The organism is Marinobacter sp. AN1, assembly GCF_026013985.1.
GTDB lineage: Bacteria > Pseudomonadota > Gammaproteobacteria > Pseudomonadales > Oleiphilaceae > Marinobacter > Marinobacter segnicrescens.
Window position 1 is genome coordinate 832,187 of the sequence record NZ_CP110342.1, and the last position, 23,674, is coordinate 855,860.

19 protein-coding genes and 1 pseudogene are annotated in these 23,674 nt (G+C 59.1%); 16 read left to right on the forward strand and 4 right to left on the reverse strand.

From position 1 onward, the window contains the following. The first annotated feature begins 43 nt into the window (after positions 1-43). Both LJ360_RS03760 and LJ360_RS03765 read left to right on the forward strand, forming a co-directional pair. The gene (locus LJ360_RS03760) at positions 44-496 is read left to right on the forward strand and encodes a type II toxin-antitoxin system RatA family toxin (RefSeq protein ID WP_091854182.1); all 453 of its coding nucleotides are present in this window, start codon (positions 44-46) and stop codon (positions 494-496) included. Next, on the forward strand, positions 496-783 hold the full coding sequence (locus tag LJ360_RS03765) for an RnfH family protein (RefSeq protein ID WP_264995296.1): 288 nt from the start codon (positions 496-498) through the stop codon (positions 781-783). Before LJ360_RS03760 ends, LJ360_RS03765 begins: the two co-directional genes overlap by 1 nt. 10 nt (positions 784-793) lie before the next feature. On the opposite strand, the gene LJ360_RS03770 is transcribed toward LJ360_RS03765, so the two are convergent. Beyond that, positions 794-1,129, reverse strand: coding sequence for an outer membrane protein assembly factor BamE (locus tag LJ360_RS03770; protein WP_264995297.1), 336 nt, complete (start codon positions 1,127-1,129; stop codon positions 794-796). Between the two features lie 103 nt (positions 1,130-1,232). Between LJ360_RS03770 and fur the strand changes: the two genes are divergently transcribed. Then, positions 1,233-1,646 carry a ferric iron uptake transcriptional regulator gene (fur, locus tag LJ360_RS03775; RefSeq protein ID WP_091854188.1) on the forward strand — a complete coding sequence of 138 codons (414 nt, stop codon included), beginning with the start codon at positions 1,233-1,235 and terminating at the stop codon, positions 1,644-1,646. A 224-nt stretch (positions 1,647-1,870) separates the two neighbouring features. Here the strand turns inward: fur and recN are convergent, their stop codons facing one another. Next, positions 1,871-3,547: a DNA repair protein RecN gene (gene recN / locus LJ360_RS03780; RefSeq protein ID WP_264995298.1), complete on the reverse strand. Its 1,677-nt coding sequence runs from the start codon at positions 3,545-3,547 to the stop codon at positions 1,871-1,873. A 175-nt stretch (positions 3,548-3,722) separates the two neighbouring features. Between recN and LJ360_RS03785 the strand changes: the two genes are divergently transcribed. The 8 genes and pseudogenes from LJ360_RS03785 (at position 3,723) to greA (ending at position 15,195) form a co-directional block, all read left to right on the forward strand. Continuing rightward, entirely contained in the window at positions 3,723-4,952 is a 1,230-nt protein-coding gene (locus LJ360_RS03785; protein WP_264995299.1) for an ISL3 family transposase, read from the forward strand. A gap of 151 nt (positions 4,953-5,103) precedes the next feature. Further along, positions 5,104-5,705, forward strand: a pseudogene (gene grpE, locus LJ360_RS03790) (nucleotide exchange factor GrpE). Between the two features lie 123 nt (positions 5,706-5,828). Then, positions 5,829-7,748: a molecular chaperone DnaK gene (dnaK, locus tag LJ360_RS03795; protein WP_264995300.1), complete on the forward strand. Its 1,920-nt coding sequence runs from the start codon at positions 5,829-5,831 to the stop codon at positions 7,746-7,748. A gap of 134 nt (positions 7,749-7,882) precedes the next feature. Then, positions 7,883-9,007, forward strand: a complete 1,125-nt coding sequence (dnaJ, locus tag LJ360_RS03800) for a molecular chaperone DnaJ (RefSeq protein WP_264995301.1) — start codon at positions 7,883-7,885, stop codon at positions 9,005-9,007. 8 nt (positions 9,008-9,015) lie between these two features. Continuing rightward, a complete protein-coding gene (gene dapB / locus LJ360_RS03805; protein WP_264995302.1) occupies positions 9,016-9,822 on the forward strand; it encodes a 4-hydroxy-tetrahydrodipicolinate reductase in 807 nt (268 codons plus the stop codon). Between the two features lie 472 nt (positions 9,823-10,294). Continuing rightward, a complete protein-coding gene (carA, locus tag LJ360_RS03810; RefSeq protein WP_264995303.1) occupies positions 10,295-11,425 on the forward strand; it encodes a glutamine-hydrolyzing carbamoyl-phosphate synthase small subunit in 1,131 nt (376 codons plus the stop codon). 72 nt (positions 11,426-11,497) lie between these two features. Then, positions 11,498-14,713 carry a carbamoyl-phosphate synthase large subunit gene (gene carB / locus LJ360_RS03815; protein WP_264995304.1) on the forward strand — a complete coding sequence of 1,072 codons (3,216 nt, stop codon included), beginning with the start codon at positions 11,498-11,500 and terminating at the stop codon, positions 14,711-14,713. Positions 14,714-14,733: 20 nt separating this feature from the next. Continuing rightward, positions 14,734-15,195 (forward strand): transcription elongation factor GreA, encoded by a 462-nt coding sequence (greA, locus tag LJ360_RS03820; RefSeq protein WP_245742683.1) that lies wholly within the window; start codon positions 14,734-14,736, stop codon positions 15,193-15,195. 148 nt (positions 15,196-15,343) lie between these two features. On the opposite strand, the gene LJ360_RS03825 is transcribed toward greA, so the two are convergent. Together LJ360_RS03825 and LJ360_RS03830 are read right to left on the reverse strand one after the other, a co-directional pair. Continuing rightward, positions 15,344-16,393, reverse strand: coding sequence for an ExeA family protein (locus tag LJ360_RS03825; RefSeq protein WP_264995305.1), 1,050 nt, complete (start codon positions 16,391-16,393; stop codon positions 15,344-15,346). A gap of 19 nt (positions 16,394-16,412) precedes the next feature. Further along, positions 16,413-17,348: an XrtA system polysaccharide deacetylase gene (locus LJ360_RS03830; protein ID WP_264995306.1), complete on the reverse strand. Its 936-nt coding sequence runs from the start codon at positions 17,346-17,348 to the stop codon at positions 16,413-16,415. A gap of 385 nt (positions 17,349-17,733) precedes the next feature. On the opposite strand from LJ360_RS03830, the gene LJ360_RS03835 reads away from it, so the two are divergent. The 5 genes from LJ360_RS03835 to LJ360_RS03855 are packed head-to-tail and all read left to right on the forward strand — an operon-like array spanning position 17,734 to position 23,657. Further along, the gene (locus tag LJ360_RS03835) at positions 17,734-19,149 is read left to right on the forward strand and encodes a TIGR03013 family XrtA/PEP-CTERM system glycosyltransferase (RefSeq protein ID WP_264995307.1); all 1,416 of its coding nucleotides are present in this window, start codon (positions 17,734-17,736) and stop codon (positions 19,147-19,149) included. A 5-nt stretch (positions 19,150-19,154) separates the two neighbouring features. Beyond that, the gene (locus tag LJ360_RS03840) at positions 19,155-19,799 is read left to right on the forward strand and encodes an XrtA/PEP-CTERM system exopolysaccharide export protein (protein WP_264995308.1); all 645 of its coding nucleotides are present in this window, start codon (positions 19,155-19,157) and stop codon (positions 19,797-19,799) included. Further along, positions 19,799-21,370 carry an XrtA system polysaccharide chain length determinant gene (locus LJ360_RS03845; RefSeq protein WP_264995309.1) on the forward strand — a complete coding sequence of 524 codons (1,572 nt, stop codon included), beginning with the start codon at positions 19,799-19,801 and terminating at the stop codon, positions 21,368-21,370. Before LJ360_RS03840 ends, LJ360_RS03845 begins: the two co-directional genes overlap by 1 nt. A gap of 5 nt (positions 21,371-21,375) precedes the next feature. Further along, the gene (locus LJ360_RS03850; RefSeq protein ID WP_264995310.1) at positions 21,376-22,344 is read left to right on the forward strand and encodes a polysaccharide biosynthesis protein; all 969 of its coding nucleotides are present in this window, start codon (positions 21,376-21,378) and stop codon (positions 22,342-22,344) included. A gap of 8 nt (positions 22,345-22,352) precedes the next feature. Beyond that, the gene (locus tag LJ360_RS03855) at positions 22,353-23,657 is read left to right on the forward strand and encodes a porin family protein (RefSeq protein ID WP_264995311.1); all 1,305 of its coding nucleotides are present in this window, start codon (positions 22,353-22,355) and stop codon (positions 23,655-23,657) included. The last annotated feature ends 17 nt before the right edge of the window (positions 23,658-23,674 follow it).

Sequence of the window (23,674 nt, forward strand, 5' to 3'; positions counted from 1 at the left end):
GCAGTATTTACAGAAAGAAGTCATCGCAAGGTTCCGAGGTTTCATGGCCCATCAGATCGATAAAAGTGCGCTGGTAATGCATTCCGCCGAGCGTATGTTTGCCCTGGTTGACGATATTGCCCGCTATCCGGACTTCCTGCCCTGGTGCGCCGGTGCCGAGGTGCACGAACGGACCGGCGCCCAGGTCGTGGCATCCCTAGAAGTTGCCAAGGGGGGCATGCGGCACCGTCTGACGACCCGGAACGAGTTACTGTCTCCGCAACGTATCGATATGAAGCTGGTTGATGGGCCGTTCCGGGACCTCGAGGGTCGATGGCATTTCAATCCGCTTGATGAAAACGCCTGCAAGGTCACCCTGCAATTGAGTTTCGAGTTCTCTGGTACGCTCTCAAGAATGACCTTTGGGCCAGTGTTCAGCCAGGCCGCCAATACCATGGTTGAGGCGTTTTGCCGTCGGGCCAACGAAATCTACACGGATGCACTGGTGAGTCGCTGATGCGGGTAGAAGTGGCATACGCAATACCGGAGCGCCAGGAAATTGTCCCGGTTGAAGTAGAAGAGGGCGCCACCATGCTGGAGGCCGTTCGTCGCTCCGGTATCGCCGAATTGTTCCCGGGGCTGGATCCGGAGCAGGCGGATATGGGGATATTCGGGAAGGTGGTCAAGTCACCGCAAACCCATGTGCTTCGGGCGGGAGACCGGGTAGAGCTGTACCGGCCGTTGAAGATTGATCCAAAGCAGGCCCGTATGAACCGGGCCCGCAAGAAAAAGGATGAAGGTTAGCGTCGGGTCATCAGTACGCCGGGAGTTCGTCCAGCAGGTCTTTTTCCTTGTGGGTGAAAGTGTCACCATCGTAGTGCACAACGATCCTTTGCTCGCGAATCTCGCCGCCGGCCTCCTGGAAAGTGTAGATGTAATATTCCACCGAGGTGTCCGCCGGGTTCAGCATCATGGGCGTGCCGAGTACCGAGTGGACCTGGGAACGGCTCATGCCCTCTTCGAGCTGGCTTATTTCTTCCTCGGTGATGATATTGCCCTGCTGCACGTTGATCTTGTAGACGCCGGGAAACACGCAGCCGGCAAGCAGGGACAGCAGGAGTACAGGGGCAAGTCTGGTAAGCAGGTGCATCAGGGACAGATGTCCTTATTGGCTGTAAATGAAACGGTTTATGAGTCGCAATATGGCGCTATAATACCGGAAGCACTGAACACACCAAAGAGCGAACAGCATTATGTCATCTGAAAACGCCGAACTGCGCAAAGTGGGTCTGAAAGTCACGCTGCCCCGGGTGAAGATCTTCAATATCCTGGAAAATGCGGAAGAACACCACCTCAGCGCTGAAGACGTGTACAAGAAGCTGCTGGAGCAGGGTGATGATGTGGGGTTGGCCACCGTCTACCGGGTGCTGACCCAATTTGAAGCGGCCGGGCTGGTACTTCGCCACAATTTTGAGGGTGGCCATGCGGTATTCGAGATGGCGGGCGATGACCACCATGACCATATGGTGTGTACCCAGACTGGTGATGTGATCGAGTTCGTCGATGAAGTCATCGAGGAGCGTCAGCAGAAGATCGCAGCAGAGCACGGCTACGAAATCGTGGACCACAGCCTGATTCTTTACGTGAAGCCGCTGCAGAAATCCTGACCGCTTACCCTCACTGCTTTTCCAGGCATGCGGCCGTCTGTTGGCGGTCTCGTGTGCCTGTGTTACCTGCCAATACCAATTCGCTTTAAAAAACGGTCTAAAAAAAGAGCGCCGGGGCGGCGCTCGAAAAGCTCTCAGGTGAGAAGGGAGTCTGTGAGAGCCGAAGGAACATGCTTCGACCGCCCCGCAGGCGTTACTGCAGGGCGCGTAACCCGCTTAAGGGTTCAGTGATGGGTCGCCTGGCCCTTGGTGTACATTTCCCGGGCGTGTGCCAACGTTTGCTCGGTCATGTCCACCCCGCCCAGCATCCGGGCCACTTCGCTGATTCGTCCCTGATCGTTAAGGGTTTCGATTTTCGAGAAGGTGGCGTCTGCTTCTGTAAACTTGCTGACAAACAGGTGCTGGTGACTCTGGGCCGCCACCTGGGGCAGGTGGGTGACGCAGATGATCTGACCGCTTTCGCCCAGGGATCGCAGCAGGCGACCAACCACTTCCGCAGTACCCCCGCCAATGCCCACATCCACCTCGTCGAACACCAAAGTGGGGGTCGTTGACGTCTGGGCCACGACCACCTGGATAGCCAGGCTGATCCTCGACAGTTCACCGCCAGAGGCCACCTTGGCGAGCGGTCGTGCCGGCTGGCCGGGGTTGGCGCTGATCAGGAACTCGATCTCCTCGTTGCCGGTAGCGCTCGGTTCGTTATCGCTGGTGTCCAGCTGGGTAATGAACTGCATGGTGGGCATGCCCAGTTCGGTCAGCTCAGCGGCGACTCGCTGGTCGAGGGTAACCGCACCTTCGCGGCGGGTGTCGGAAAGCTTGTCCGCAACGGCCTGGTAGGCCTTGCGGTAGTTCTCCACATCGGCTTCCAGCTGTTCCAGGCTGCCCTCGCTGTCATCCAGTTCGGCAAGTTCGTCGCCCAGGCGCTGGTGCAGCTCGGGAAGCTCTTCGGGCTGAATGCGGTGTTTACGGGCCAGTTGATAGATGGCGCTGAGTCGTTCTTCCACTTCCTGCAGGCGCTGTGGATCCGCATCATAGTCTTCCACGAAGTGCGCCAGGTTGCTGCCGGCTTCCGTTAACTGGATCTGTGCCTCGTTCAGCATCTGCAAGGTATCCGCCAGGGCCGGGACTTCCACTGGCAGCTGTTCCAGCTGGGACAGGGCCTGACGCACCAGGTCTGCGGCGCTGGTTTCGTCCTCGGAGCAGAGCATCGACGCCTGGTGGCTGGCCTGGCGCACTGTCTCCGCGTGGCTGAGCTGTTCCTGTTCCTGTTCGAGGCGGGCTTGCTCTCCGTCCTCCAGTGCCAGGCGGTCCAGTTCTTCCACCTGGTAACGCAGCAACTGCAGGCGGGCTTCGGCTTCATCGGCATTCTGCTGGCGGCTCAACAGCCGGTCTCGGGCCTGGTGCCATTGTTTCCAGGCCAGGCGAGTCTTGATGGCCAGGTCTTCCGCGCCGGAGAATTCATCCAGCAGCCGGCGATGGGTGTCCTTTTTCAGCAACGACTGGTGCTGGTGCTGGCTGTGGATGTCCATCAGGGTGGCCCCCAGCTCCTTGAGCTGGTTCAGGGGGCAGGGCTGGCCGTTGATATAGGCCCGTGAGCGGCCGTCACGGCCGATGACCCGTCTGAGGATGCAATCGTTGCCGTCGTCCAGGTCCTGCTCTTCCAACCATTCCCGGGCTTCAGCGATACGGCTGATATCAAAGGTGGCGGTAATGTCGGCACGCTTGGCGCCATGGCGCACAGCGCTGGCATCACCACGGCCTCCCATGGCCAGCCCGAGTGCATCCAGCACGATGGACTTGCCAGCACCGGTCTCACCGGTCAGGGCGGTCATACCCTTCTGGAATTGAAGTTCCACCCGTTCCGCGATGGCGTAATTGGAAACCGTGAGTTGAGTCAGCATGCGGTGTCTCCCTGAGTCACGAATACTGTTGGCGTATACAGTATCTGTGAATATATACAGGTAAAAAGCTGTATGCAAACGGGTCTTCACTTCTTTTAGTGGGCAACCCTTTATTTCCCTGACGTTTTTGGTCACTGTTATCCCATTCGACTAACCCGATGGATGGTGACCAACATTGGATCAATGCACCCTCTACGAGCAGATTCTTGGGCTCTCGGCGCCTTGGTTCGTCTCAGATGTTGAGCTTGATAAAAACCAGAGTGAAGTCGTAGTCCAGGTCGACATAGACAAAGGCACAGCGCTTGTCTGCCCCCGATGTGGCCGTGCCTGCCCGGGTTACGACTCCCGGGAACGTCGTTGGCGCCACCTCGACACCTGTCAGTTTCGAACGCAGGTGGTTGCCCAGGTCCCCCGTGTGCAATGTCCGGAACATGGCTGTCTCACGGTCAGTGTCCCTTGGGCTGAGCAGAACAGCCGGTATACGCTGCTATTCGAAGCCTTCGTCATTAGCTGGCTCAGAGCAGCCTCTATCTCTGCGGTCAGCAAGCAGCTGCGCCTGAGCTGGACTGCCATCGACAACATCATGGAGCGGGCTGTGCGCCGGGGCCTTGCCAATGCGCCTGACCGAGATACGACCCAGCTGGCTGTCGATGAGACCGCATTTCGCAAAGGGCACGATTACGTAACGATCGTCTCCAACGGCCATGGGCAAGTTCTGTCCGTGGAAGACGGCAGGTCTGCACACAGCCTTGGCCGCTTTTACGCCAGCCTGGATGAGCCTCATAAGCAAGAGATCATCTCAATCTCCATGGATATGAGTCCGGCTTATCAGAAAGCGACGTTCGACCATATCGAGAAGGCCCATCGGAAGATCGCGTTCGATCATTTCCATGTCGCGCAGATGCTGACCCGAACGCTTGATGCCACTCGCAAGGCTGATATGAAACGAGCGGATAGCTCTATGCGGCAGGAGATTCATCGAAGTCGATACACTTGGCTACGACACCGTAAGGGCCTCGAAGGGCAGCAGATTCAGCAGATCAGGCAGTTGTCGGATGTACTCAAAGACACCGGTCTGGTGTGGTACCTCAAGGAGAAGGCGCGAGATATCTGGCGCGGCTACCGGGTTAAAGGCGCTCGTGCGGCGTGGCAAGAATGGATTCAAATGGCCCGGGTCACTGAGATTCGAGCTCTGATCTCCACGGCCAATCAACTCGAAATCAAGCTGTTTGGCATCCTCAACGCCATGCGTTTCCGGGCCTCCAATGGACTAGCGGAGGCAATCAACGGTCAGGTTCGAGCTTTAAAGGTCCGGTCCCGGGGATTCCGGAGCAAGGCGAGATTCAAACGGGCAATCTTGTTCCATTATGGCGGGCTGCCTATGGCGCCCAACCCACACGGATAAGTGAAGAGCCATGCAAACCCAGTGGTGCAATTTCTGTGAAACAGCAATGGTTGAAAGCGTTGGTTTGGGCCCCATATCCGTTGGCAAGTTTTCACCATCATTGGTTATTGGCGCGGCCAGCCGCGCACTCAGACACAAGCGGGAGTAGCAGATGAGCGCTGACGAGAATCGCAACGAGAATGTCGATGAAGAGCTGAAGGCGGAAGAGCGCGCCGGCGAGCCGGTTTCCGAGCAGCAGGAAGGGGAAACCCGGATCCGGAGAATGACGTGGATTCCATGGAAGCTCGCATGCAGGAGCTTCAGGACCAGATGCTCAGAACCCAGGCGGAGATGCAGAATGTCCGTCGTCGTGCGGAAATCGACGTCGAGAAAGCCCACAAGTTTGCGCTGGAGAAGTTCGTCAAGGAGCTGCTGCCGGTGGCTGACAGCCTCGAAAAGGCCGTGGAGAGTACTGAAAACCAGCAGAGCACTGATGAGCTGGTGGTGTCCATCCGCGAAGGGGTTGAAATGACCCTGGACCTGTTTATGAAGAGCCTGGGCAAGTTCAACGTCAAGCAGCTCAATCCGGTGGGCGAGCCATTTGACCCGCAGGTTCACGAAGCCATGTCCATGGTGCCGGCGCCGGATGCCGAGCCCAACTCGGTAGTGGCAGTGGTGCAGAAGGGTTACACCCTGAATGAGCGCCTGGTTCGCCCGGCCATGGTGGTGGTTGCCAAGGCCGAAGATGCGCCAAAAATCGACGAGCAGGCTTGAAAAGTCGTCGTCGGAGCCAATATAGGCAGGTAACGGTCAACACGCCGGCAGTCGGGCCGGCAATGAATCAGAACAACCCGGATCTCAAGGCATTCGGACTGAACAGCTAACTGGAGTGATTTCATGAGCAAGATTATCGGTATCGACCTGGGTACGACCAACTCCTGTGTTGCCATCATGGATGGTGACAAGGTCAAGGTGATCGAGAACGCCGAAGGCGATCGCACCACGCCGTCCATTATCGCGTACACCGACGATGGCGAAACCCTGGTCGGTCAGTCCGCGAAGCGTCAGGCGGTCACCAACCCCCACAACACCCTATACGCCATCAAGCGCCTGATTGGCCGTCGTTTCGAAGACGACGTGGTCCAGAAGGACATCAAGATGGTGCCCTACAAGATTGCCAAGGCTGACAATGGTGATGCCTGGGTAGAGGTGAAGGGCGAGAAGATGGCACCGCCGCAGGTTTCCGCGGAAGTGCTCAAGAAGATGAAGAAGACTGCCGAGGACTATCTGGGCGAGAAGGTGACCGAGGCGGTAATCACCGTACCGGCCTACTTCAACGACAGCCAGCGCCAGGCCACCAAGGACGCGGGCAAGATCGCGGGCCTGGAAGTGAAGCGGATTATCAACGAGCCGACCGCTGCCGCCCTGGCCTACGGTATGGACAAGCAGAGCGGTGACCGCACCGTGGCTGTCTATGACCTGGGTGGCGGTACCTTTGACCTGTCCATCATCGAGATTGCCGATGTGGACGGTGAGCATCAGTTCGAAGTGCTGGCAACCAATGGTGACACCTTCCTGGGTGGTGAAGACTTTGACCTGAAGGTTATTGAATACCTGGCAGACCAGTTCAAGAAGGACAGCGGCATTGACCTGCGCGGCGACTCCCTGGCCATGCAGCGCCTGAAGGAAGCGGCGGAGAAAGCCAAGATCGAGCTGTCCAGCAGCCAGCAGACCGACGTCAACCTGCCGTACATCACGGCTGACCAGAGCGGTCCCAAGCATATGAACGTCAAGCTGACCCGGGCCAAGCTCGAGTCGCTCGTAGAAGAACTGGTCGAACGCAGCCTTGAGCCCTGTAAGGTGGCCCTGAAGGATGCTGGCCTGTCTGCTAACGAAGTGGACGAGGTTATCCTGGTGGGCGGGCAGACCCGTATGCCGCTGGTTCAGGAGAAGGTGAAGAGCTTCTTTGGTAAGGAAGCCCGCAAGGATGTTAACCCGGACGAGGCAGTTGCTGTCGGTGCAGCTATCCAGGGTGCGGTACTTTCCGGTGATGTGAAAGACGTCCTGCTGCTGGATGTGACTCCGCTGACCCTGGGTATCGAAACCATGGGTGGTGTGGCCACGCCGCTGATCGACAAGAACACCACGATTCCGACCAAGAAGTCGCAGACATTCTCCACAGCGGAGGATAACCAGACTGCGGTAACCATCCACGTGGTTCAGGGTGAGCGCAAGCAGGCTTCCCAGAACAAGTCACTGGGCCGCTTCGACCTGGCGGATATCCCGCCGGCGCCGCGCGGTGTGCCGCAGGTTGAGGTGACCTTTGATATCGATGCGAACGGTATCCTCAACGTGTCCGCCAAGGACAAGGCCACCGGCAAGGAGCAATCCATCGTGATCAAGGCCTCTTCCGGTCTGAACGATGAAGAGATCGAGAAAATGGTGAACGACGCCGAGGCCAACGCCGAGGAGGATCGCAAGTTCGAGGAGCTGGTCCAGGCCCGTAACCAGGGTGACGCCATGGTCCACACCGTGCGCAAGACTCTGAACGACGCCGGCGACAAGGTCACCGACAGCGAGAAGGAAAACATTGAAGCTGCCATCAAGGAGCTTGAGGAAGCGCTGGAAGGCTCCAACAAGGACGACATCGAGGCCAAGACCCAGAAGCTGACCGAGGTTTCCGGTGAGCTGGCCCAGAAGATGTACGCCGAGCAGGGCGAACAGGCCCAGCAGGCTGGCGGCGAAGAGCAGGCCAGCAGCGCCGACGACGCGGTGGATGCAGAGTTCGAAGAAGTCAAAGACGACGACAAGCGATAAGCAACACCGCGATAGCAGGAATAGCGCGGGGGTGAAGACCCCCGCGTTTTCTGCGTTTGAGAGCATCGGGTCCTGGTCCAGCAGGGCCTGTATTCCAGTGAGTACAGACAGGTTTTCAACAGGGTTTTTCCAGCATGGCCAAACGTGACTACTACGACGTCCTCGGCGTCACCCGGGAAACGGATGAGAAGGAGATCAAGCGGGCCTATCGCAAGCTCGCGATGAAGTACCATCCGGACCGCAACCCGGACGATGCCGACGCCGAAGCCAAGTTCAAGGAGGCCACGGAAGCCTACGACGTCCTTATGGATGCCAACAAGCGTGCTGCCTACGACCAGTTTGGCCACGCCGGTGTGGATGGCCAGGCCGGCGGCGGTTTCGGAGGTGGCGGTGCCAGCTTCTCCGACATCTTTGGCGACGTGTTTGGCGACATCTTTGGCGGTGGCGGCCGCGGCCGCTCCAACCGTGGTGCCGACCTGCGCTACACCCTCGAACTCGACCTGGAAGAAGCCGTACATGGCACCACTGTAAAAATCCGTGTGCCGGGCCATGTGGAATGCGACGTGTGTGATGGCAGCGGCGCTGAGAAAGGCTCCCACCCGGAAACCTGTGGTACCTGTAAGGGCATGGGCCAGGTTCGTATGCAGCAGGGCTTCTTTACCGTGCAGCAGGCCTGTCCCACCTGCCGTGGCAGCGGGCAGATCATCAAGAACCCGTGCAAGAAGTGCCACGGTGCCGGCCGGCTGCAGGAAGAGAAAACCCTTTCGGTCAAGGTGCCGCCCGGCGTGGATACCGGTGACCGGATTCGCCTCTCTGGCGAAGGTGAGATGGGCGTCGAGGGCGGTCCGTCCGGTGACCTGTACGTGCAGATTTCTGTACGCGAACACTCCATTTTTACCCGTGACGGCCGCAACCTCTACTGTGAAGTACCCATCAGCATTGTCGATGCGGCCCTCGGCGGCGAACTCGAAGTACCCACCCTGGATGGCCGCGTTAAGCTGAAGATTCCGCCGGAGACCCAGACCGGCAAGCTGTTCCGCCTGCGCAACAAGGGCGTGTCCCCGGTTCGCGGCGGCCCCGCCGGCGATCTGCTGTGTCGGGTGATCGTGGAGACTCCGGTCAACCTGACGAAGAAGCAGAAAGACCTGATGGAGCAGTTCCAGGAGACCCTGGACGGTAACAATGGTAACAACCATGGCCCCCGCAAGACCTCCTGGTTTGAGGGCGTGAAAAACTTCTTCGATGAAATGAAATTCTGAGGTCTGCCATGACACGGATAGCAGTAACCGGCGCCGCCGGACGTATGGGCAAGGTGCTGATCGAGGCCATCGATGAGGCGGACGACCTCACTCTGGGCGCTGCCATTGTCCACCCGGACAGCTCCCTGATCGGAGCCGATGCGGGCGAAATGGCTGGTATCGGCAAGAATGGCGTGGCCCTTGCCGGCAACGTGGCTGATGTGAAGGACGCCTTTGATATCCTGGTTGATTTCACCTTCCCGGATCTGACCCTGGAGAACCTGGAGTTCTGCAGCCAGAACCGCAAGGCGGTTATCATCGGTACCACCGGCATGACCGAGGCAGAGAAAGAGCAGGTGAAGGTGGTTGCCGAGAAAACCCCGGTGGTCTTCGCCCCGAATATGAGCGTTGGTATCAACGTGATGCTCGACCTGCTGCACAAGGCGGCCACGGTGCTGGGTGACGACTACGATGTGGAAATCATCGAAACCCACCACCGCCACAAGAAGGATGCGCCTTCCGGCACAGCGCTGCGCCTGGGTGAGGTAGTGGCCGATGCCCTTGGGCGTGATCTCAGGGAGTGCGCGGTCTACGGCCGCGAGGGCTTTACCGGAGAGCGTTCACAAAAGGAAATCGGCTTCGAGACCATCCGCGCCGGTGATGTGGTGGGCGATCACACCGTGCTGTTCGCAACAATGGGAGAGCGCATCGAGCTCACCCACAAGGCCAGCAGCCGCATGACCTTCGCCAAGGGCGCCGTCCGCGCCGCCCGCTGGCTGCAGGGCAAGCCGGCCGGTTTGTACGATATGCAGGATGTTCTGGGTCTTAAAGACTGATTTTTTGCCACGGAATCCACTGCCCTTCGACAAGCTCAGGGCGAGCGGGGATAGAATGGTAGGGTACCTGTCGAAGAACCGGGTTCCACGATTCTGGCTGGATTCTGTATGACTGGTCAGACTACGAGTTTCTCCGTTCGCTCTGCAATTGTGGAAGTGTCAGGCCAGGCCCCTTCGCCCTGAGCTTGTCGAAGTGTCAGGCCAGGCCCGTTCGCCCTGAGCTTGTCGAAGGGCGTTGGACGGTGTGTTATGTAGACGTCTTTAACATGGACACAGATCGCCGAATTTCCTACAATAAGGCGATTTAACTGCACCAAGCGTAGCCAATGACAAAGCCCGCCCGGGGTCCGGACCAGTCCTGACGGCGGAATAAAAAAGCGGGACGGGGCAACACCCCCTCTCGCTTTTTTGCGACCTGAATTTGCGCTTGCGTTCCCGTTCGCCCACACGAACCCGATTGAGGATACAAGCCTTGAGTACACCTGCCATCCTTGCACTCGCAGACGGAAGCCTGTTCCACGGTGTCGCCATTGGCGCCGAGGGAGAAACCAGCGGTGAGGTGGTCTTCAATACCGCCATGACCGGCTACCAGGAAATCCTGACGGATCCGTCCTACGCCCGACAGATTGTCACTCTGACCTATCCTCACATTGGCAATACCGGTATTAACGAAGAAGACGTGGAATCCGATCACATCCAGGCGGCCGGCCTGATCATCCGCGACCTGCCGCTGATGGCCAGCAACTGGCGCAGCCAGAAGACGCTCTCCGAGTACCTGAGCGAAAACGGCAAGATCGGCATTGCCGGTATCGACACCCGTCGCCTGACCCGTATCCTGCGCGACAAGGGCTCCCAGAATGGCGCCATCGTTGCGGGTGCCAGCGCCACTGATGACCGTGCACTGGAGCTGGCCAAGGCCTTTCCCGGCCTCAAGGGCATGGACCTGGCGAAGGAAGTCTGTCGCAAGGATACCTGGACCTGGGACGAGACCGAGTGGGTCCTGGGCGAGGGCTATGGCAAGCGCAGCGAAAGTCGCTTCAAGGTGGTGGCCTGGGATTACGGCGTCAAGAAGAACATCCTGCGCATGCTGGCCAGCCGCGGCTGTGACCTGACCATCGTGCCGGCAGAAACCCCGGCCTCAGATGTACTGGCGATGAATCCGGACGGTATCTTCCTGTCCAACGGCCCCGGTGACCCCGAGCCTTGCGACTATGCCATCACCGCTATCAGCGAAGTGCTGGAAACGGACATTCCGGTATTCGGTATCTGCCTGGGCCACCAGTTGCTGGCCCTGGCCAGTGGCGCAAAGACCGTCAAGATGGGCCACGGCCACCACGGCGCCAACCACCCGGTGCAGAACCTGAAAGATGGCACGGTGATGATCACCAGCCAGAACCACGGCTTTGCCGTGGACGAAACAACGCTGCCGGACAACGTGGAGGCGACCCACAAGTCCCTGTTCGACGGCACGCTGCAGGGTATCCGACGCACCGACAAGCCGGCGTTCAGCTTCCAGGGCCACCCGGAAGCCAGCCCGGGCCCCCATGACGTGGCCCCGCTGTTTGACGAATTTATCCGGCTGATGGAAGCGCGTACCGCGTAAGCGGCGATACCCGACACAGCGTTGCCGAAAGGCCCGACTATTACGAATTTTTGCTGACAGGTTGACTGAGAAATGCCAAAGCGGACCGACATCAAGAGCATCCTGATCCTGGGCGCTGGCCCCATTGTGATTGGCCAGGCGTGTGAGTTTGACTATTCCGGAGCCCAGGCCTGCAAGGCCCTGCGTGAAGAGGGCTACCGGGTTATCCTGGTGAACTCCAACCCGGCCACCATCATGACCGACCCGGCCATGGCGGATGCCACCTACATCGAACCGATCACCTGGAAAACCGTCGAGAAGATCATCGAGAAGGAGCAGCCGGACGCACTGCTGCCCACCATGGGCGGCCAGACCGCGCTGAACTGTGCCCTTGACCTGGAAAAACACGGTATCCTCGAGAAGCACGGTGTCGAAATGATCGGCGCCAACGCCGACACCATCGACAAGGCCGAGGACCGGGACCGCTTTGACAAGGCCATGAAAAAGATTGGCCTGGAGTGCCCCAAGGCGACCATTGCCCACTCCATGGAAGAAGCCTGGAAAGTCGCTGACGAAATCGGCTTCCCGTGCATTATCCGCCCGTCCTTCACCATGGGTGGCTCCGGCGGCGGTATTGCCTATAACCGGGACGAGTTCGAGGAAATCTGCACCCGGGGGCTGGACCTGTCCCCCACCAACGAGTTGCTGATTGACGAGTCCCTGATCGGCTGGAAGGAATACGAGATGGAGGTCGTTCGGGACAAGAACGACAACTGCATCATCGTCTGCGCCATCGAGAACTTCGACGCCATGGGTGTACACACCGGTGACTCCATCACCGTGGCGCCAGCCCAGACCCTCACCGACAAGGAATACCAGATCATGCGGAACGCCTCGCTGGCGGTGCTGCGTGAAATCGGTGTGGAAACCGGCGGTTCCAACGTGCAGTTCGGAGTTAACCCGGATAACGGCCGCATGGTGGTGATCGAGATGAACCCCCGGGTGTCCCGTTCCTCGGCGCTGGCCTCCAAGGCCACCGGCTTCCCCATTGCCAAGGTGGCGGCCAAGCTGGCCGTGGGCTACACCCTGGACGAACTGCAGAATGACATCACCGGCGGTGTTACCCCGGCGTCCTTCGAGCCCAGTATCGACTATGTGGTCACCAAGATCCCCCGGTTTACCTTCGAGAAGTTTCCCCAGGCAGATGCCCGCCTGACCACCCAGATGAAATCCGTCGGTGAGGTGATGGCCATCGGTCGTACCTTCCAGGAGTCCGTCCAGAAAGCCATGCGCGGCCTGGAAGTGGGCTCTGAAGGCTTTGAGGAACAGGTCGACCTGGACACCACCGAAGGCCGCGAGACCCTGATCAAGGAGCTGAACGTGCCCGGCGCCGATCGTCTGTGGTTTATCGGCGAGGCTTTCCGTGCCGGCATGACCGTGGACGAGGTGTTCCGCCACACCAAGGTGGATCCCTGGTACCTGATCCAGATCGAAGACCTGATCCGCGAGGAAGCCGCGCTGAAAACCGCCGGCAAGTCCGACATTGACCGCGACACCCTGTTCCGCCTCAAGCGCAAGGGCTTCTCCGATGGCCGCCTGGCCAAGCTGCTGGGCATCTCCGAGGTGTCCCTGCGCAAGCTGCGCCATGACCTCGGCGTGCGCCCGGTGTACAAGCGGGTAGACACCTGCGCGGCCGAGTTCGCTTCCGACACAGCGTACATGTACTCAACCTATGAGGAAGAGTGCGAGGCAGAACCGTCCGACCGGGAGAAAATCGTTGTCATCGGTGGCGGTCCCAACCGGATCGGCCAGGGCATCGAGTTTGATTATTGCTGTGTGCACGCTGCCCTTGCCATGCGTGAGGACGGCTATGAAACCATCATGATCAACTGCAACCCGGAGACCGTCTCCACCGACTATGACACCAGTGACCGGCTTTACTTCGAGCCCATCACCCTGGAAGACGTGCTGGAGATCGTCTACAAGGAAAAGCCCAAGGGTGTGATTGTTCAGTACGGCGGCCAGACCCCGCTGAAACTGTCCCGCGGCCTGGAAGCCGCCGGAGTACCCATTATCGGTACCAGCCCGGACGCCATTGACCGTGCTGAAGACCGTGAGCGGTTCCAGCAGATGATCACCCGCCTGGGCCTGAAGCAGCCAGAGAACGCCACCGTGCGCAGTCACGAGGAAGGCATCCTGGCCGCACGGGACATCGGCTACCCGCTGGTGGTACGTCCGTCTTACGTACTGGGCGGCCGGGCGATGGAAATCGTCTATAACGAAGAAGAGCTGGTGCGCTACATGCGCGATGCGGTGCTGGTCTCCAATGACAGCCCGGTACTGCTGGACCACTTCCTGAACGCGGCGATCGAAATTGACATCGATGCCATCAGCGACGGCAAGGAAGTGGTGATCGGCGGCATCATGCAGCACATCGAACAGGCCGGGGTACACTCCGGTGACTCTGCCTGTTCATTGCCGCCCTACACCCTGCCCAAAGACGTGCAGGATGAAATGCGCGAAGCGGTCAAGAAAATGGCCCTCGAGCTGGACGTTATCGGTCTGATGAACGTGCAGCTGGCCTGGCAGGACGGTGAGATCTACGTGATCGAGGTGAACCCGCGTGCTTCCCGTACCGTGCCGTTTGTGTCCAAGGCGGTGGGTGTGTCCCTGGCCAAGGTGGCGGCCCGCTGCATGGCAGGCCGGAGCCTGAAGGACCAGGGCTTTACCCAGGAAATCGTCCCGACCCACTTCTCGGTGAAGGAATCGGTGTTCCCGTTCAACAAGTTCCCGGCAGTAGACCCCATCCTGGGGCCGGAAATGAAGTCTACCGGTGAGGTGATGGGCATCGGCGACAGCTTTGACGAAGCCTTCGCCAAGGCTGCCCTGGCAGCGGGTGAGCGCCTGCCGGCCAAGGGCACGGCGTTTATCTCCGTACGGGAAGTCGACAAGTCCAGTGTGGTGAAGCTGGCCAGGGATCTGATTGAGTCCGGTTTCCGCCTGGTGGCCACGACCGGCACCGCGAAAGTCATCAGCGATGCGGGCCTCGAGGTTGACCGGGTGAACAAGGTGGGCGAAGGCCGTCCGCACATTGTTGATGCCATCAAGAACGGCAAGGTTCAGCTGATCATCAACACTACCGAGGGTCGCAAGGCCATTGCAGACTCTGCGCAGATTCGCCAGTCGGCGCTGCAGCACAAGGTAACCTATACAACCACGCTGGCCGGGGGCGAAGCCTTCTGTCGCGCGATCAAATTCGGACCCGAGCGGACGGTACGCCGTCTGCAGGAATTGCATTCAGGAAAGTAACTATGACGACTCGAGTACCCATGACCATCAATGGTGAAGCACGCCTTCGGGAAGAGCTTCAGCAGCTCAAGTCCGTCGAGCGCCCCAAGGTCATTGCAGCCATTGCCGAAGCCCGTGAACACGGCGATCTCAAGGAGAACGCCGAATACCACGCGGCCCGCGAGCAGCAGGGCTTTATCGAGGGACGTATCCAGGAAATCGAGAGCAAGCTGTCCGCCGCCCAGGTGATTGATGTCACCACCATCGAGAACACCGGCAAGGTGATCTTCGGCACCACGGTGCACCTGCTGAACGTGGAAACCGACGAGCAGGTAGTCTACAAGATCGTTGGTGAAGACGAAGCGGACATCAAGGCGGGCAAGATCTCCATCTCCTCACCCATCGCCCGCGCCCTGGTGGGCAAGAGCGAAGGCGAAGTGGTCGCCATCCGCGTGCCTTCGGGTACCGTGGAGTACGAAATTGAGGAAGTGGAACACATTTAAGGCGAAAAGCCCCTCTCCCTTGGAAGGGAGAGGGGCTGGGGAGGGGGTGGAGACTTCGAACTCCTGGCCTGGCGCCTTTCACCCTCTCCCTGGCCCTCTCCCGTCAAGGGAGAGGGAATGCGTGGCGCCAACTGTCGTTGAACGCTAATCAATTACTCCTGTGACGCCCAGGCGACAGGGGCTTCACATTACCGGAATCCTGCGGTGGCGGGGTTCCGGCTTTTTCTTGCAGCAACATCCCCAGCTTTTCATCAATACCTTCCAGGGCGGCGGCCATCCGGGACAGGGTGTCGCCCAGCTCCCCGCTGGCGCTGACCGGCGTGGATTGAGACGCTGGCGGCTCGAAATCCGCGGAGCTGGTGCTGGTGGGAATTTCCGGTGAATTCCCGATGGCCGGCTCGTCCCCCAGCAGGTCCTTGCGGATTTCCTTCAGGTCCCGGCGATCCAGCACCTGCCGCTCGTCGGAGAAGGCGCACATCATCAGGCCATCGCAGAGCTTGTTGATGACCCTCGGGATACCGCCGCTCATGGCAAAAATATCTTTCACCATGGCCTCGTCGAACAGGGGCGCGCCCTTGTGGCCGGCCACCAGCAACCGGTAGTCGATGTATTCGCCGGTTTCCTTCTCGGACAGGCCTTCCAGGTGAAAGAACAGTTTGACCCGCTGGGACAGCTGCTGGATCTTGCGGATATGGTCCTTCAGCTCCGGCTGGCCGAGCAGAATCACCCGCATGGCCGGGCCGCCGAGTCCCTCAAGGCCGGCGAGCATCCGAATGTCCTCAAGGTTTTCCTTGCTCAGGTTCTGGGCTTCATCCACCGCCAGTACAACCGGTGTGCCCCGGTCCGCCATCATCTGCAGGTAGTCCATGATGGCAAACAGCATGGTGACCTTGCTGTCGGTTTCGGCCTTGATGCCCGCCTGGTGGATCAGCAGCCGGAAGAAATCATCGGATTTCAGGTTGGTGTAGGACACATGGAGCAGCTTGAGGTTGCCGTCCAGGCTGCGGATGGTTTTCTTCAGCAGGGTGGTCTTGCCGGACCCGATCTCGCCGCTGATCACCACGAAGCCCTCCGGGCTCCAGATGGCCGAATTCATGTACACGAACGCGCGGGAATGCTGCTGGCTCATATAGACAAAGTCGTCTTCCGGCGTCATGCGGAAAGGATGGCGGCGTAGTCCGAAGTGCTCGAGGTACATGGTGCGCGTCCGTGTTGGGTCAGGCCAGGCGAATCATTTCGTTCTGGTGGAGCTTGATACGGTCTGGCTGGTAGGCCTCATAGCTCTCGCTTACCGTGCCAAAGCTGAAATCGTTCAGCAAGCGTTCAAGCCGACCGTAACATTTGTCCAGGTTGGTGTAATGACGGAAGCGTGAGAACCAGCTGGCGTCATTGTAACGGGGCTGGTCCGGGTCAATCTCCCAGGGGTGCAGGTAGAACATCTGGGGCTGGGTGTCGTCTTTGCTGGCCAGGCGGAACAGGTGCCGGAACAACGGGTAGGGGAACTGCCGGAAGTAGCCGCCGCCCGCCGCCGGAATGGTCAGCCGGAACAGCCGGGCAGTAGTGAGCGGAAATTCGCGCAGGGCAACACCGTTACTGGTCTGGATGGTGTAGGGCGTCTTCGGTGAATCCGGAATGCCATAGCGGTCGTGGTGGATCGGGAAAATGCTGGAATCCCAGGTGAAGCCCAGCTCTGCCAGTATGTCCAGGGCCCACAGCGACTCCCTGGTGATGGAGTAACTGGCGGCGCGGTAACCGGTCACTGGCCGCTGGATAATATCTTCCAGGATCATCTTGGACTTGCGGGTTTCGTCGGCAAACACCGCCGGGGTCTGGTTGTACACCAGTTGATGGCTGTATCCGTGGGACGCAATCTCGTGGCCATGGTCGGCCAGCTTGCGGATCAGTTGCGGGTAGCGCTCGGCCACCCAGCCCAGTACGAAGAACGTGCACTTCACCTGGTGCCGGTCAAACAGTTCCAGCAGGCGTTCGGTATTTCGCTCCACGCGGGACGGGAGGGAGCCCCAGTCATCCGGGGAAATCACGCGGGACAGCGCCGCCACATGGAAGTAGTCTTCCACGTCTACACTCAGTGCGTGCAATGTGCCATTCCCGGGACTGCGCCCGTCAGGGCCCGACTGCTGTGATTCCGTCATAGGAGGCTCCGTTCTCCGTCTCCCTGCAGAGGGCCTGGCCCCGGCAAGTGCGCCGGGGCCCAGCTTGTGTCACGTTTGCGACACCCTCAAAGTACCAGTAGTGAAACCTGTCCAGATTTCGCATTCGTTCAGATAGTAGCCTGAGCGTACCGTGATGTCATCGGAATTGCCCGAATCTTTGGGAGCATTCTCGCAGTGTGATGTAAAACGTTGTAAAATTCCGTTACAAATTGATACAGACCACCTTGAGATTGTCACAGTGCCGGCGCAGAATGAGTGTCAGGATATTAAGCTTTCAAGCGTCGTCTGACAGATTCGATTGATGGCAGGTTAACCCGGTCTCTTTCTCAGGTCGGGTGCCACGAGTTTTATAGAGACGACAAGGATGTTCGTTGTGTCCTATATACGCATCAGAAAACACTATCTGCACCTCCCTTACCTGATCCTCGGGGCCCTGGAGTTTGCAGCGCTTTTCGGCACTTTCTACCTGCTGGGGTTTGTTCTCGACCAGCTGGGCGCAACGAAAGCAAACCTCCATACCAGCGCTGGCGCTGCATTCCTGTTTGCCCTTGTCATGAGTTGCGGCACCCTGGCCATGGGCGTGTATTTCGCCATGGTTCGCGAAGGCTTCGCCTCGATGTTCTTCCGAACCCTGGTGGCCTTCTGTTTCCTGGGCGGCCTGGCGCTGACCATTCTCTACATGCTGATCCCCAATGTCAGTCCTGGCAGTGACAAGCTGTTCTGGGCGGTTTTGCTCGCCATTTTCCTGGTCACCCTGATTCGCCAGGTATTCCTGAGGGTGGTTGACTCAGACCAGCTCGCCCGCCGGGTGGTGATCTTCGGTGGCGGCGAATTTGCGGAATCCCTGCTCACCGACTATGAAAGGAACCTGAGGGCCTCGGGCATCCGCATCATGGGTTGTATACCAGATTCGGCCACCCCGCGGGTCGACGCCAGGCACCACCTGCCGGCCCCGACAGATTTCTATCAGTTCTGCCGCCAGAACCGTATATCCGAGATCGTCATCGCCCAGCAGGAACGCCGCAAGAGCGAGGGAGGGCAGTTGCCAGTGGAAGCACTGATGGAGTGCAAGCTGCGGGGTATCGATGTAACCGATGCGGTTGCTTTCTATGAGCGTGAGCTCAAAAAGGCGCGGCTGGAACTGGTGCATCCTTCCTGGATCCTGTTTTCGGACGGCTTCAAGGCGTCCCGTTCCAGGGACCTGACCAAGCGTGTGGTGGACCTGGTGATCAGCGTCACCCTGGCGGTCGTTATGGCGCCGTTCATGTTGCTGACCGCGCTGGCTATTGTGCTGGAATCCGGCTTTCCGATCCTTTACAGCCAGGACCGGGTCGGGGCCAGGGGGCAGGTGTTCCGCATCTACAAGTTCCGCAGCATGCGCCAGGACGCAGAGAAAGACGGCAAGGCCCGCTGGGCTTCCCAGAATGACAGCCGGGTGACCCGGGTGGGCGCATTCATCCGCAATACCCGGCTGGATGAGCTGCCCCAGCTCTGGAATGTCATCAAGGGGGAAATGAGCTTTGTCGGTCCGCGTCCGGAGCGGCCCGAGTTTGTCGAACAGCTCAAGGAACAAGTACCTTTCTACAACACCCGGCACTATGTGAAGCCGGGACTCATGGGGTGGGCCCAGCTGAATTACCCCTACGGCGCGTCCATCGAGGATGCACGGGGCAAGCTGGAGTACGACCTGTATTACTCGAAGAACCACAGCATCGTGATGGACTTCCTGATCATGATCCAGACCGTTGAGGTGGTGTTACTGGGCAAAGGGGTGCGATAAGCGATATGGACAGCAACAAGATAACAGCACTGAAAACCGCCATCCTGGTTCTGCTGGTCAGCGTGCTGGCTGCTTGTGCGGGTATACCGGAAGGGGGTAATAACCCACCAGTCACAGTTACAGAGCCTGAGCCATACCGTATTGGTGTGGGCGATACAATTTCTATCCATGTGTGGCGTAATCCGGAACTGTCCCAGTCTATTGTGGTGAGGCCGGACGGTAATATTTCCATGCCGCTGATGGGGGATGTAGATGCCGAAGGCATGCGTCCCGAGGAGTTGGCTGATGAAATAAGTGTCGGCCTCAGCGAGGTTATCCGATCGCCCGAGGTGACCGTGATGGTCAACAGCCCGGTCAGTGCCGAGTACCGTAATCGCGTGAGGATTACCGGTCAGGTAGGGCAACCAATTTCGGTTCCTTACCGTCAGGGCATGACCGTGCTGGACCTGGTACTGCAAGCTGGCGGGTTGACGCCTTTTGCTGCGGGCGATCGTGCCGTTATGCATCGCCAGACCGGCGAGGAGTACGAAACCTTTGGCCTTGATGTGGAAGCCATCCTGGAAGATGGCGACATGCGCACCAACTACACCGTGCAGCCGGGTGACGTGGTCAGCGTGCCTCGCAAGTCCCTGCTGCGTGGAGAGCTCTGATGGACTGGCGGTACATTCTCGATATGATCAATGCGGTAAAGCTGGAGCTTTACCGCTATCGGGTGCTTGCCGCCATCATCTTCATGTGTGTGACGGCTGGTGTGCTCGGACTGGGGTATGTCACCCCCAAGACTTACACCTCTGAAGCGCTATTGTACGCAGACTCTTCCAGCATCCTTCAGCCGTTGCTGCGGGGCAGCGCCGAGGTGACGCCCATCGATCGGATCAATGAGGCCCGTGAAATGCTGCAAAGCCGCTCTTATCTGGAGCAGGTCGCGTTTGACGCGGGCATGCTCAACGGTGGTGAGACGGACAGCCAGAAGAGTCAGGTGACCAGTGGATTGAGAAACGCCCTTAATATGAGCGTGTCCAACCGCAACTTTCTCGAGCTGAGTTATAGCAGTGACAGCCCGGACAAGTCATTCCGGGTGTTGAGTGCGGCGCTGAATCGCTTCGTGGAGCGGACATCCAGCAAGAAGCGCTCGGAAAGTCAGGGTGCCTACGAATTTATCGATGCACAGGTCAGTACCTATCGTCGCCAGCTTGAAGCGGCGGAAGAACGGCTGAAGCAATTCCGGCAGGAAAACCAGGATGGCACCACCTCCAATGTCCAGTCACGGATTGAGCGGCTGCGTGGCGACATTGAGAATCTGAAGCTGGCCATCCAGCAAACGGAGTCCGAGGTGGAGCTTACTTCGGAGCAGCTGACAGAAGAGCAGCCCTATCGCACAGTCAGTCGTGGCGGGGGCGGTTCAGAAGTGGACCGCAAGATTTCACAGCTCCAAAGCAACTTGTCTGACCTTCGCCTGAGTTACCACGACAGTCATCCTGATATCGTCTCTGTGCTCGGCCAGCTCGAGGATCTCCGTGAACGCAAGGCCCGTGGTGATGTAGGACAGCGCAGTGCCGGTTCCAGCGAGGTCATTGAGAACCCGGTTTACGAGCAGCTCAGGCTCAAACTGACAGATGCGCAGACCCAGTTGGAGGTTCAGCGCAATCGGCTGGCTTCCCTGGAACGGTTGCTGGATGAAGCTTTCGAACGTGCTGAGAGGGTGGCCGCCAACGAAGCGGAACTGGCGGAACTGACCAGGGACTATAATGTTACCAAGAACGTCTATGAAGACATGCTGGAGCGGCGGGAGAAAGCCCGTCTGTCCATGACCCTCGATGTGGAAGGCCAGGGTGTCAGTTACCGGATCCAGGAGCCGGCATCCTACCCGACTCGCTGGGACGGGTTGCAGTTACACCAGGTGGGCATGGCAGGACCCTTCCTCGGTGGCACCATGGTGCTGGGCCTGCTGGTGGCGCTGGTGATGTTCGACAACCGGGTTCGCTCAAGTCGCACCCTGTTAACTCAGTTGCCGGCTGAAATCCCGGTCCTGGCCTCTATTCCTCACTATTCCAGTCGGTGGAAAGAGCGGCTTCTGCGCAAGGACACGCTTTTCATTCTGTTCCTGTTGGCGATCTTTATGGCGGGATACCTGGCCGTACTGGTATTCAGCGTCCTGGGTATTACGCCGCAACAGATCATCAACACACTCACCGGTATTTTTGCCGGTCAGGGCGGTTAGTCTTCATGGACAATAACAAACTCTATAACGCGCTGCTGAAAACCCAGGAACGCCAGAAAGCCGAGCAGGCTGCACACCCTCACTCGGTAGCGGAGGGCGATCATGCCGAGCAGGGCCCGGAGCAGACCGCCAATGGTTCGCGCCTGGAGTCAGCCTTCCTCAAGGAAGCCTGGAAGGAGCAGCAGCGACATTCAAGACAGGCGGAGTCCGAGGCGCAACCGGTTGCTGACGCTCATCCCAACTGGACCATGGTGGAGGAGTCGGCGGAAGAGCATCCGCCGTCAATCTACGATTCGTCCATCTCCCTGGACCTGATCAATAATCCGCGCCCATGGTCCGTTGAGGAGCTTCAGCAGCGAAAGATTATCTATCCCGGAATGTCGAACAAGGCCATCCTGGATGCCTTCCGGGAAGTGCGGATCAAGTTGCGGGACCGGGCCGGCGCAGTGAATTTCTCGGTACTGGTTTCTTCCCTCGGGAACGCCCACAACTCGGCACTGACCGCCTATAACCTGGCAGCCACCTTTGCCATGGACGCCCATAGTTCCGCCTTGCTGGTCGACTGCAACCCCTGGGACAGTGACCTCGACCACCTGGTCTCATCATCTATGGCCCAGGGCGTCACCGACTATGTGGCAGACAAATCCGTCAAGGTGAGGGATATTATCTACCCCAGCGGCATCGATCGGCTCAGCGTCGTGCCTCCGGGCACCCTGGCCAGTTCGGCCGTGGAGTTGTTCTCGGCGGTGCGCATGCGGGACCTGATGGGTGAGCTGAAAAGCCGCTACCCGGACCGCTTCCTGATCATCAACGCACCACCGCTCAAGGCCAGCACCGAAGCGCATATCCTGGTGCGTTACGCCAACCAGGTGGTGCTGGGCGTACCGTTCGGCGAAGTGACGCCGGAAGAGATTGTCAGCTCGGTTGAAACCCTCGGGTCCGAGAAATTCTCTGGTCTGATCTTCCAGCAATGAGGTGTGCCATGGATGAAGCCTTTCGCAGGCCATCGGCAGGGGGCATCGTGATTCCACTGCTGCTGGCGGTTGTCGTTGCTCCCGCTTCCCGGGCGGATGAAATCAGCTACACAGCGACCACAACATTGTTTACCGATGTCACCCATACGGAACGGGACTCCCGAACGGATACTCGTGGCGGTGCCGGGGTCAGCGGTAACGTTGGTGCCAACTGGCTGTCTGGCTCCCACCGGTTAAATGCGCTCTACGGTGGAACCCTGGAAACGGAACGCAGCAGCCTGGCGACGGGTGACCGTGACAACCTGTCAGTTCGAGGTTCTTCCCGTTATAGCTTTTACGAGCCTGGTGGCCGGTTTGATTTCAATGCTGGCCACACCATTCGCTCGGTTCGCAACGACACCGGTTTTACCCTGGATGACTCAGCCTACGACACTCAGAACGCTGTGAATGCTGGCGCTGGTGTCATGTTTTACCCGGGCGAGCTGACCACCCTTCGTCTGGGTGGCCAGGCGGCGAAAACCTGGGCCGAAGACGATGTTCGGGACGGTGAATCCCAGAGCGTTCAAGCCAACCTTTCCCGGCAAGTCTCTGAACGCAGCACAGTTTCGCTTACGGGCCGCAGGGCCTGGGAGCATGAGGAGGATCTGGATATCACCCTGGACTCCGCTTCGGTGGGCCTGGACACCCGCCTTGAGAACGGCAGCTTCTCAGCGAGTGTCGGAGTCTCCCGTGCCGAAAGTGACGACTTTGAAAACGATGCCGTCATTGGCTCCATTGCTCGGCAGTGGCAGACCTCCCTCACCAGCACGCGCATCAGCTATGAGCGCACCCAGAGCAGCACCCTGCTGGACCTGGCGCTGGCACCGATTCCGGAACTGGGCATTGAAGACGAGTTTTCAGTCCGGGTCCAGGGGGTGACGCTGAATGACACAGTCACCCTGGCCCACAGTACCCAGCGCTTGTGCGACCTGTGTACCCTGAATTTCATCGTCCGGGCCAGTGAAAAAGAGAACGTGCAGACGGGCGAAGAGACCTGGGAATACCTGGCCGGTGCCGGCCTGAGGCTGGCGGTCACAGAAGACAAAAATGTGAGCTTTAATTACCGCTGGCAGGGCGATGCGCTCGAAGAGCGTAGCTCCATCGACGATGAAAGGCACCAGTTTACGGTGACCTACCGTCATCAACTGACGGACCTGGCCTCCTGGGGCGCGGCGTTTGATACCGCCTTTACCCGGGGTCTGACCGACCAGGATCGCTACCAGGCCCGGGTGTTCTTCACCCTGGGCTGGGACGGCATGGAAAGGGCCTGGTAGCACCGCCACGCCACCGA

Bases quoted from the DNA above. Each gene is read 5' to 3' on its own strand.
- LJ360_RS03760 (WP_091854182.1), top strand. From the start codon at position 44: ATGGCCCATCAGATCGATAAAAGTGCGCTGGTAATGCATTCCGCCGAG.
- LJ360_RS03765 (WP_264995296.1), top strand. From the start codon at position 496: ATGCGGGTAGAAGTGGCATACGCAATACCGGAGCGCCAGGAAATTGTC.
- LJ360_RS03770 (WP_264995297.1), bottom strand. From the start codon at position 1,129: ATGCACCTGCTTACCAGACTTGCCCCTGTACTCCTGCTGTCCCTGCTT.
- fur (WP_091854188.1), top strand. From the start codon at position 1,233: ATGTCATCTGAAAACGCCGAACTGCGCAAAGTGGGTCTGAAAGTCACG.
- recN (WP_264995298.1), bottom strand. From the start codon at position 3,547: ATGCTGACTCAACTCACGGTTTCCAATTACGCCATCGCGGAACGGGTG.
- dnaK (WP_264995300.1), top strand. From the start codon at position 5,829: ATGAGCAAGATTATCGGTATCGACCTGGGTACGACCAACTCCTGTGTT.
- dnaJ (WP_264995301.1), top strand. From the start codon at position 7,883: ATGGCCAAACGTGACTACTACGACGTCCTCGGCGTCACCCGGGAAACG.
- dapB (WP_264995302.1), top strand. From the start codon at position 9,016: ATGACACGGATAGCAGTAACCGGCGCCGCCGGACGTATGGGCAAGGTG.
- carB (WP_264995304.1), top strand. From the start codon at position 11,498: ATGCCAAAGCGGACCGACATCAAGAGCATCCTGATCCTGGGCGCTGGC.
- greA (WP_245742683.1), top strand. From the start codon at position 14,734: ATGACCATCAATGGTGAAGCACGCCTTCGGGAAGAGCTTCAGCAGCTC.
- LJ360_RS03825 (WP_264995305.1), bottom strand. From the start codon at position 16,393: ATGTACCTCGAGCACTTCGGACTACGCCGCCATCCTTTCCGCATGACG.
- LJ360_RS03830 (WP_264995306.1), bottom strand. From the start codon at position 17,348: ATGACGGAATCACAGCAGTCGGGCCCTGACGGGCGCAGTCCCGGGAAT.
- LJ360_RS03835 (WP_264995307.1), top strand. From the start codon at position 17,734: ATGTTCGTTGTGTCCTATATACGCATCAGAAAACACTATCTGCACCTC.
- LJ360_RS03840 (WP_264995308.1), top strand. From the start codon at position 19,155: ATGGACAGCAACAAGATAACAGCACTGAAAACCGCCATCCTGGTTCTG.
- LJ360_RS03845 (WP_264995309.1), top strand. From the start codon at position 19,799: ATGGACTGGCGGTACATTCTCGATATGATCAATGCGGTAAAGCTGGAG.
- LJ360_RS03850 (WP_264995310.1), top strand. From the start codon at position 21,376: ATGGACAATAACAAACTCTATAACGCGCTGCTGAAAACCCAGGAACGC.
- LJ360_RS03855 (WP_264995311.1), top strand. From the start codon at position 22,353: ATGGATGAAGCCTTTCGCAGGCCATCGGCAGGGGGCATCGTGATTCCA.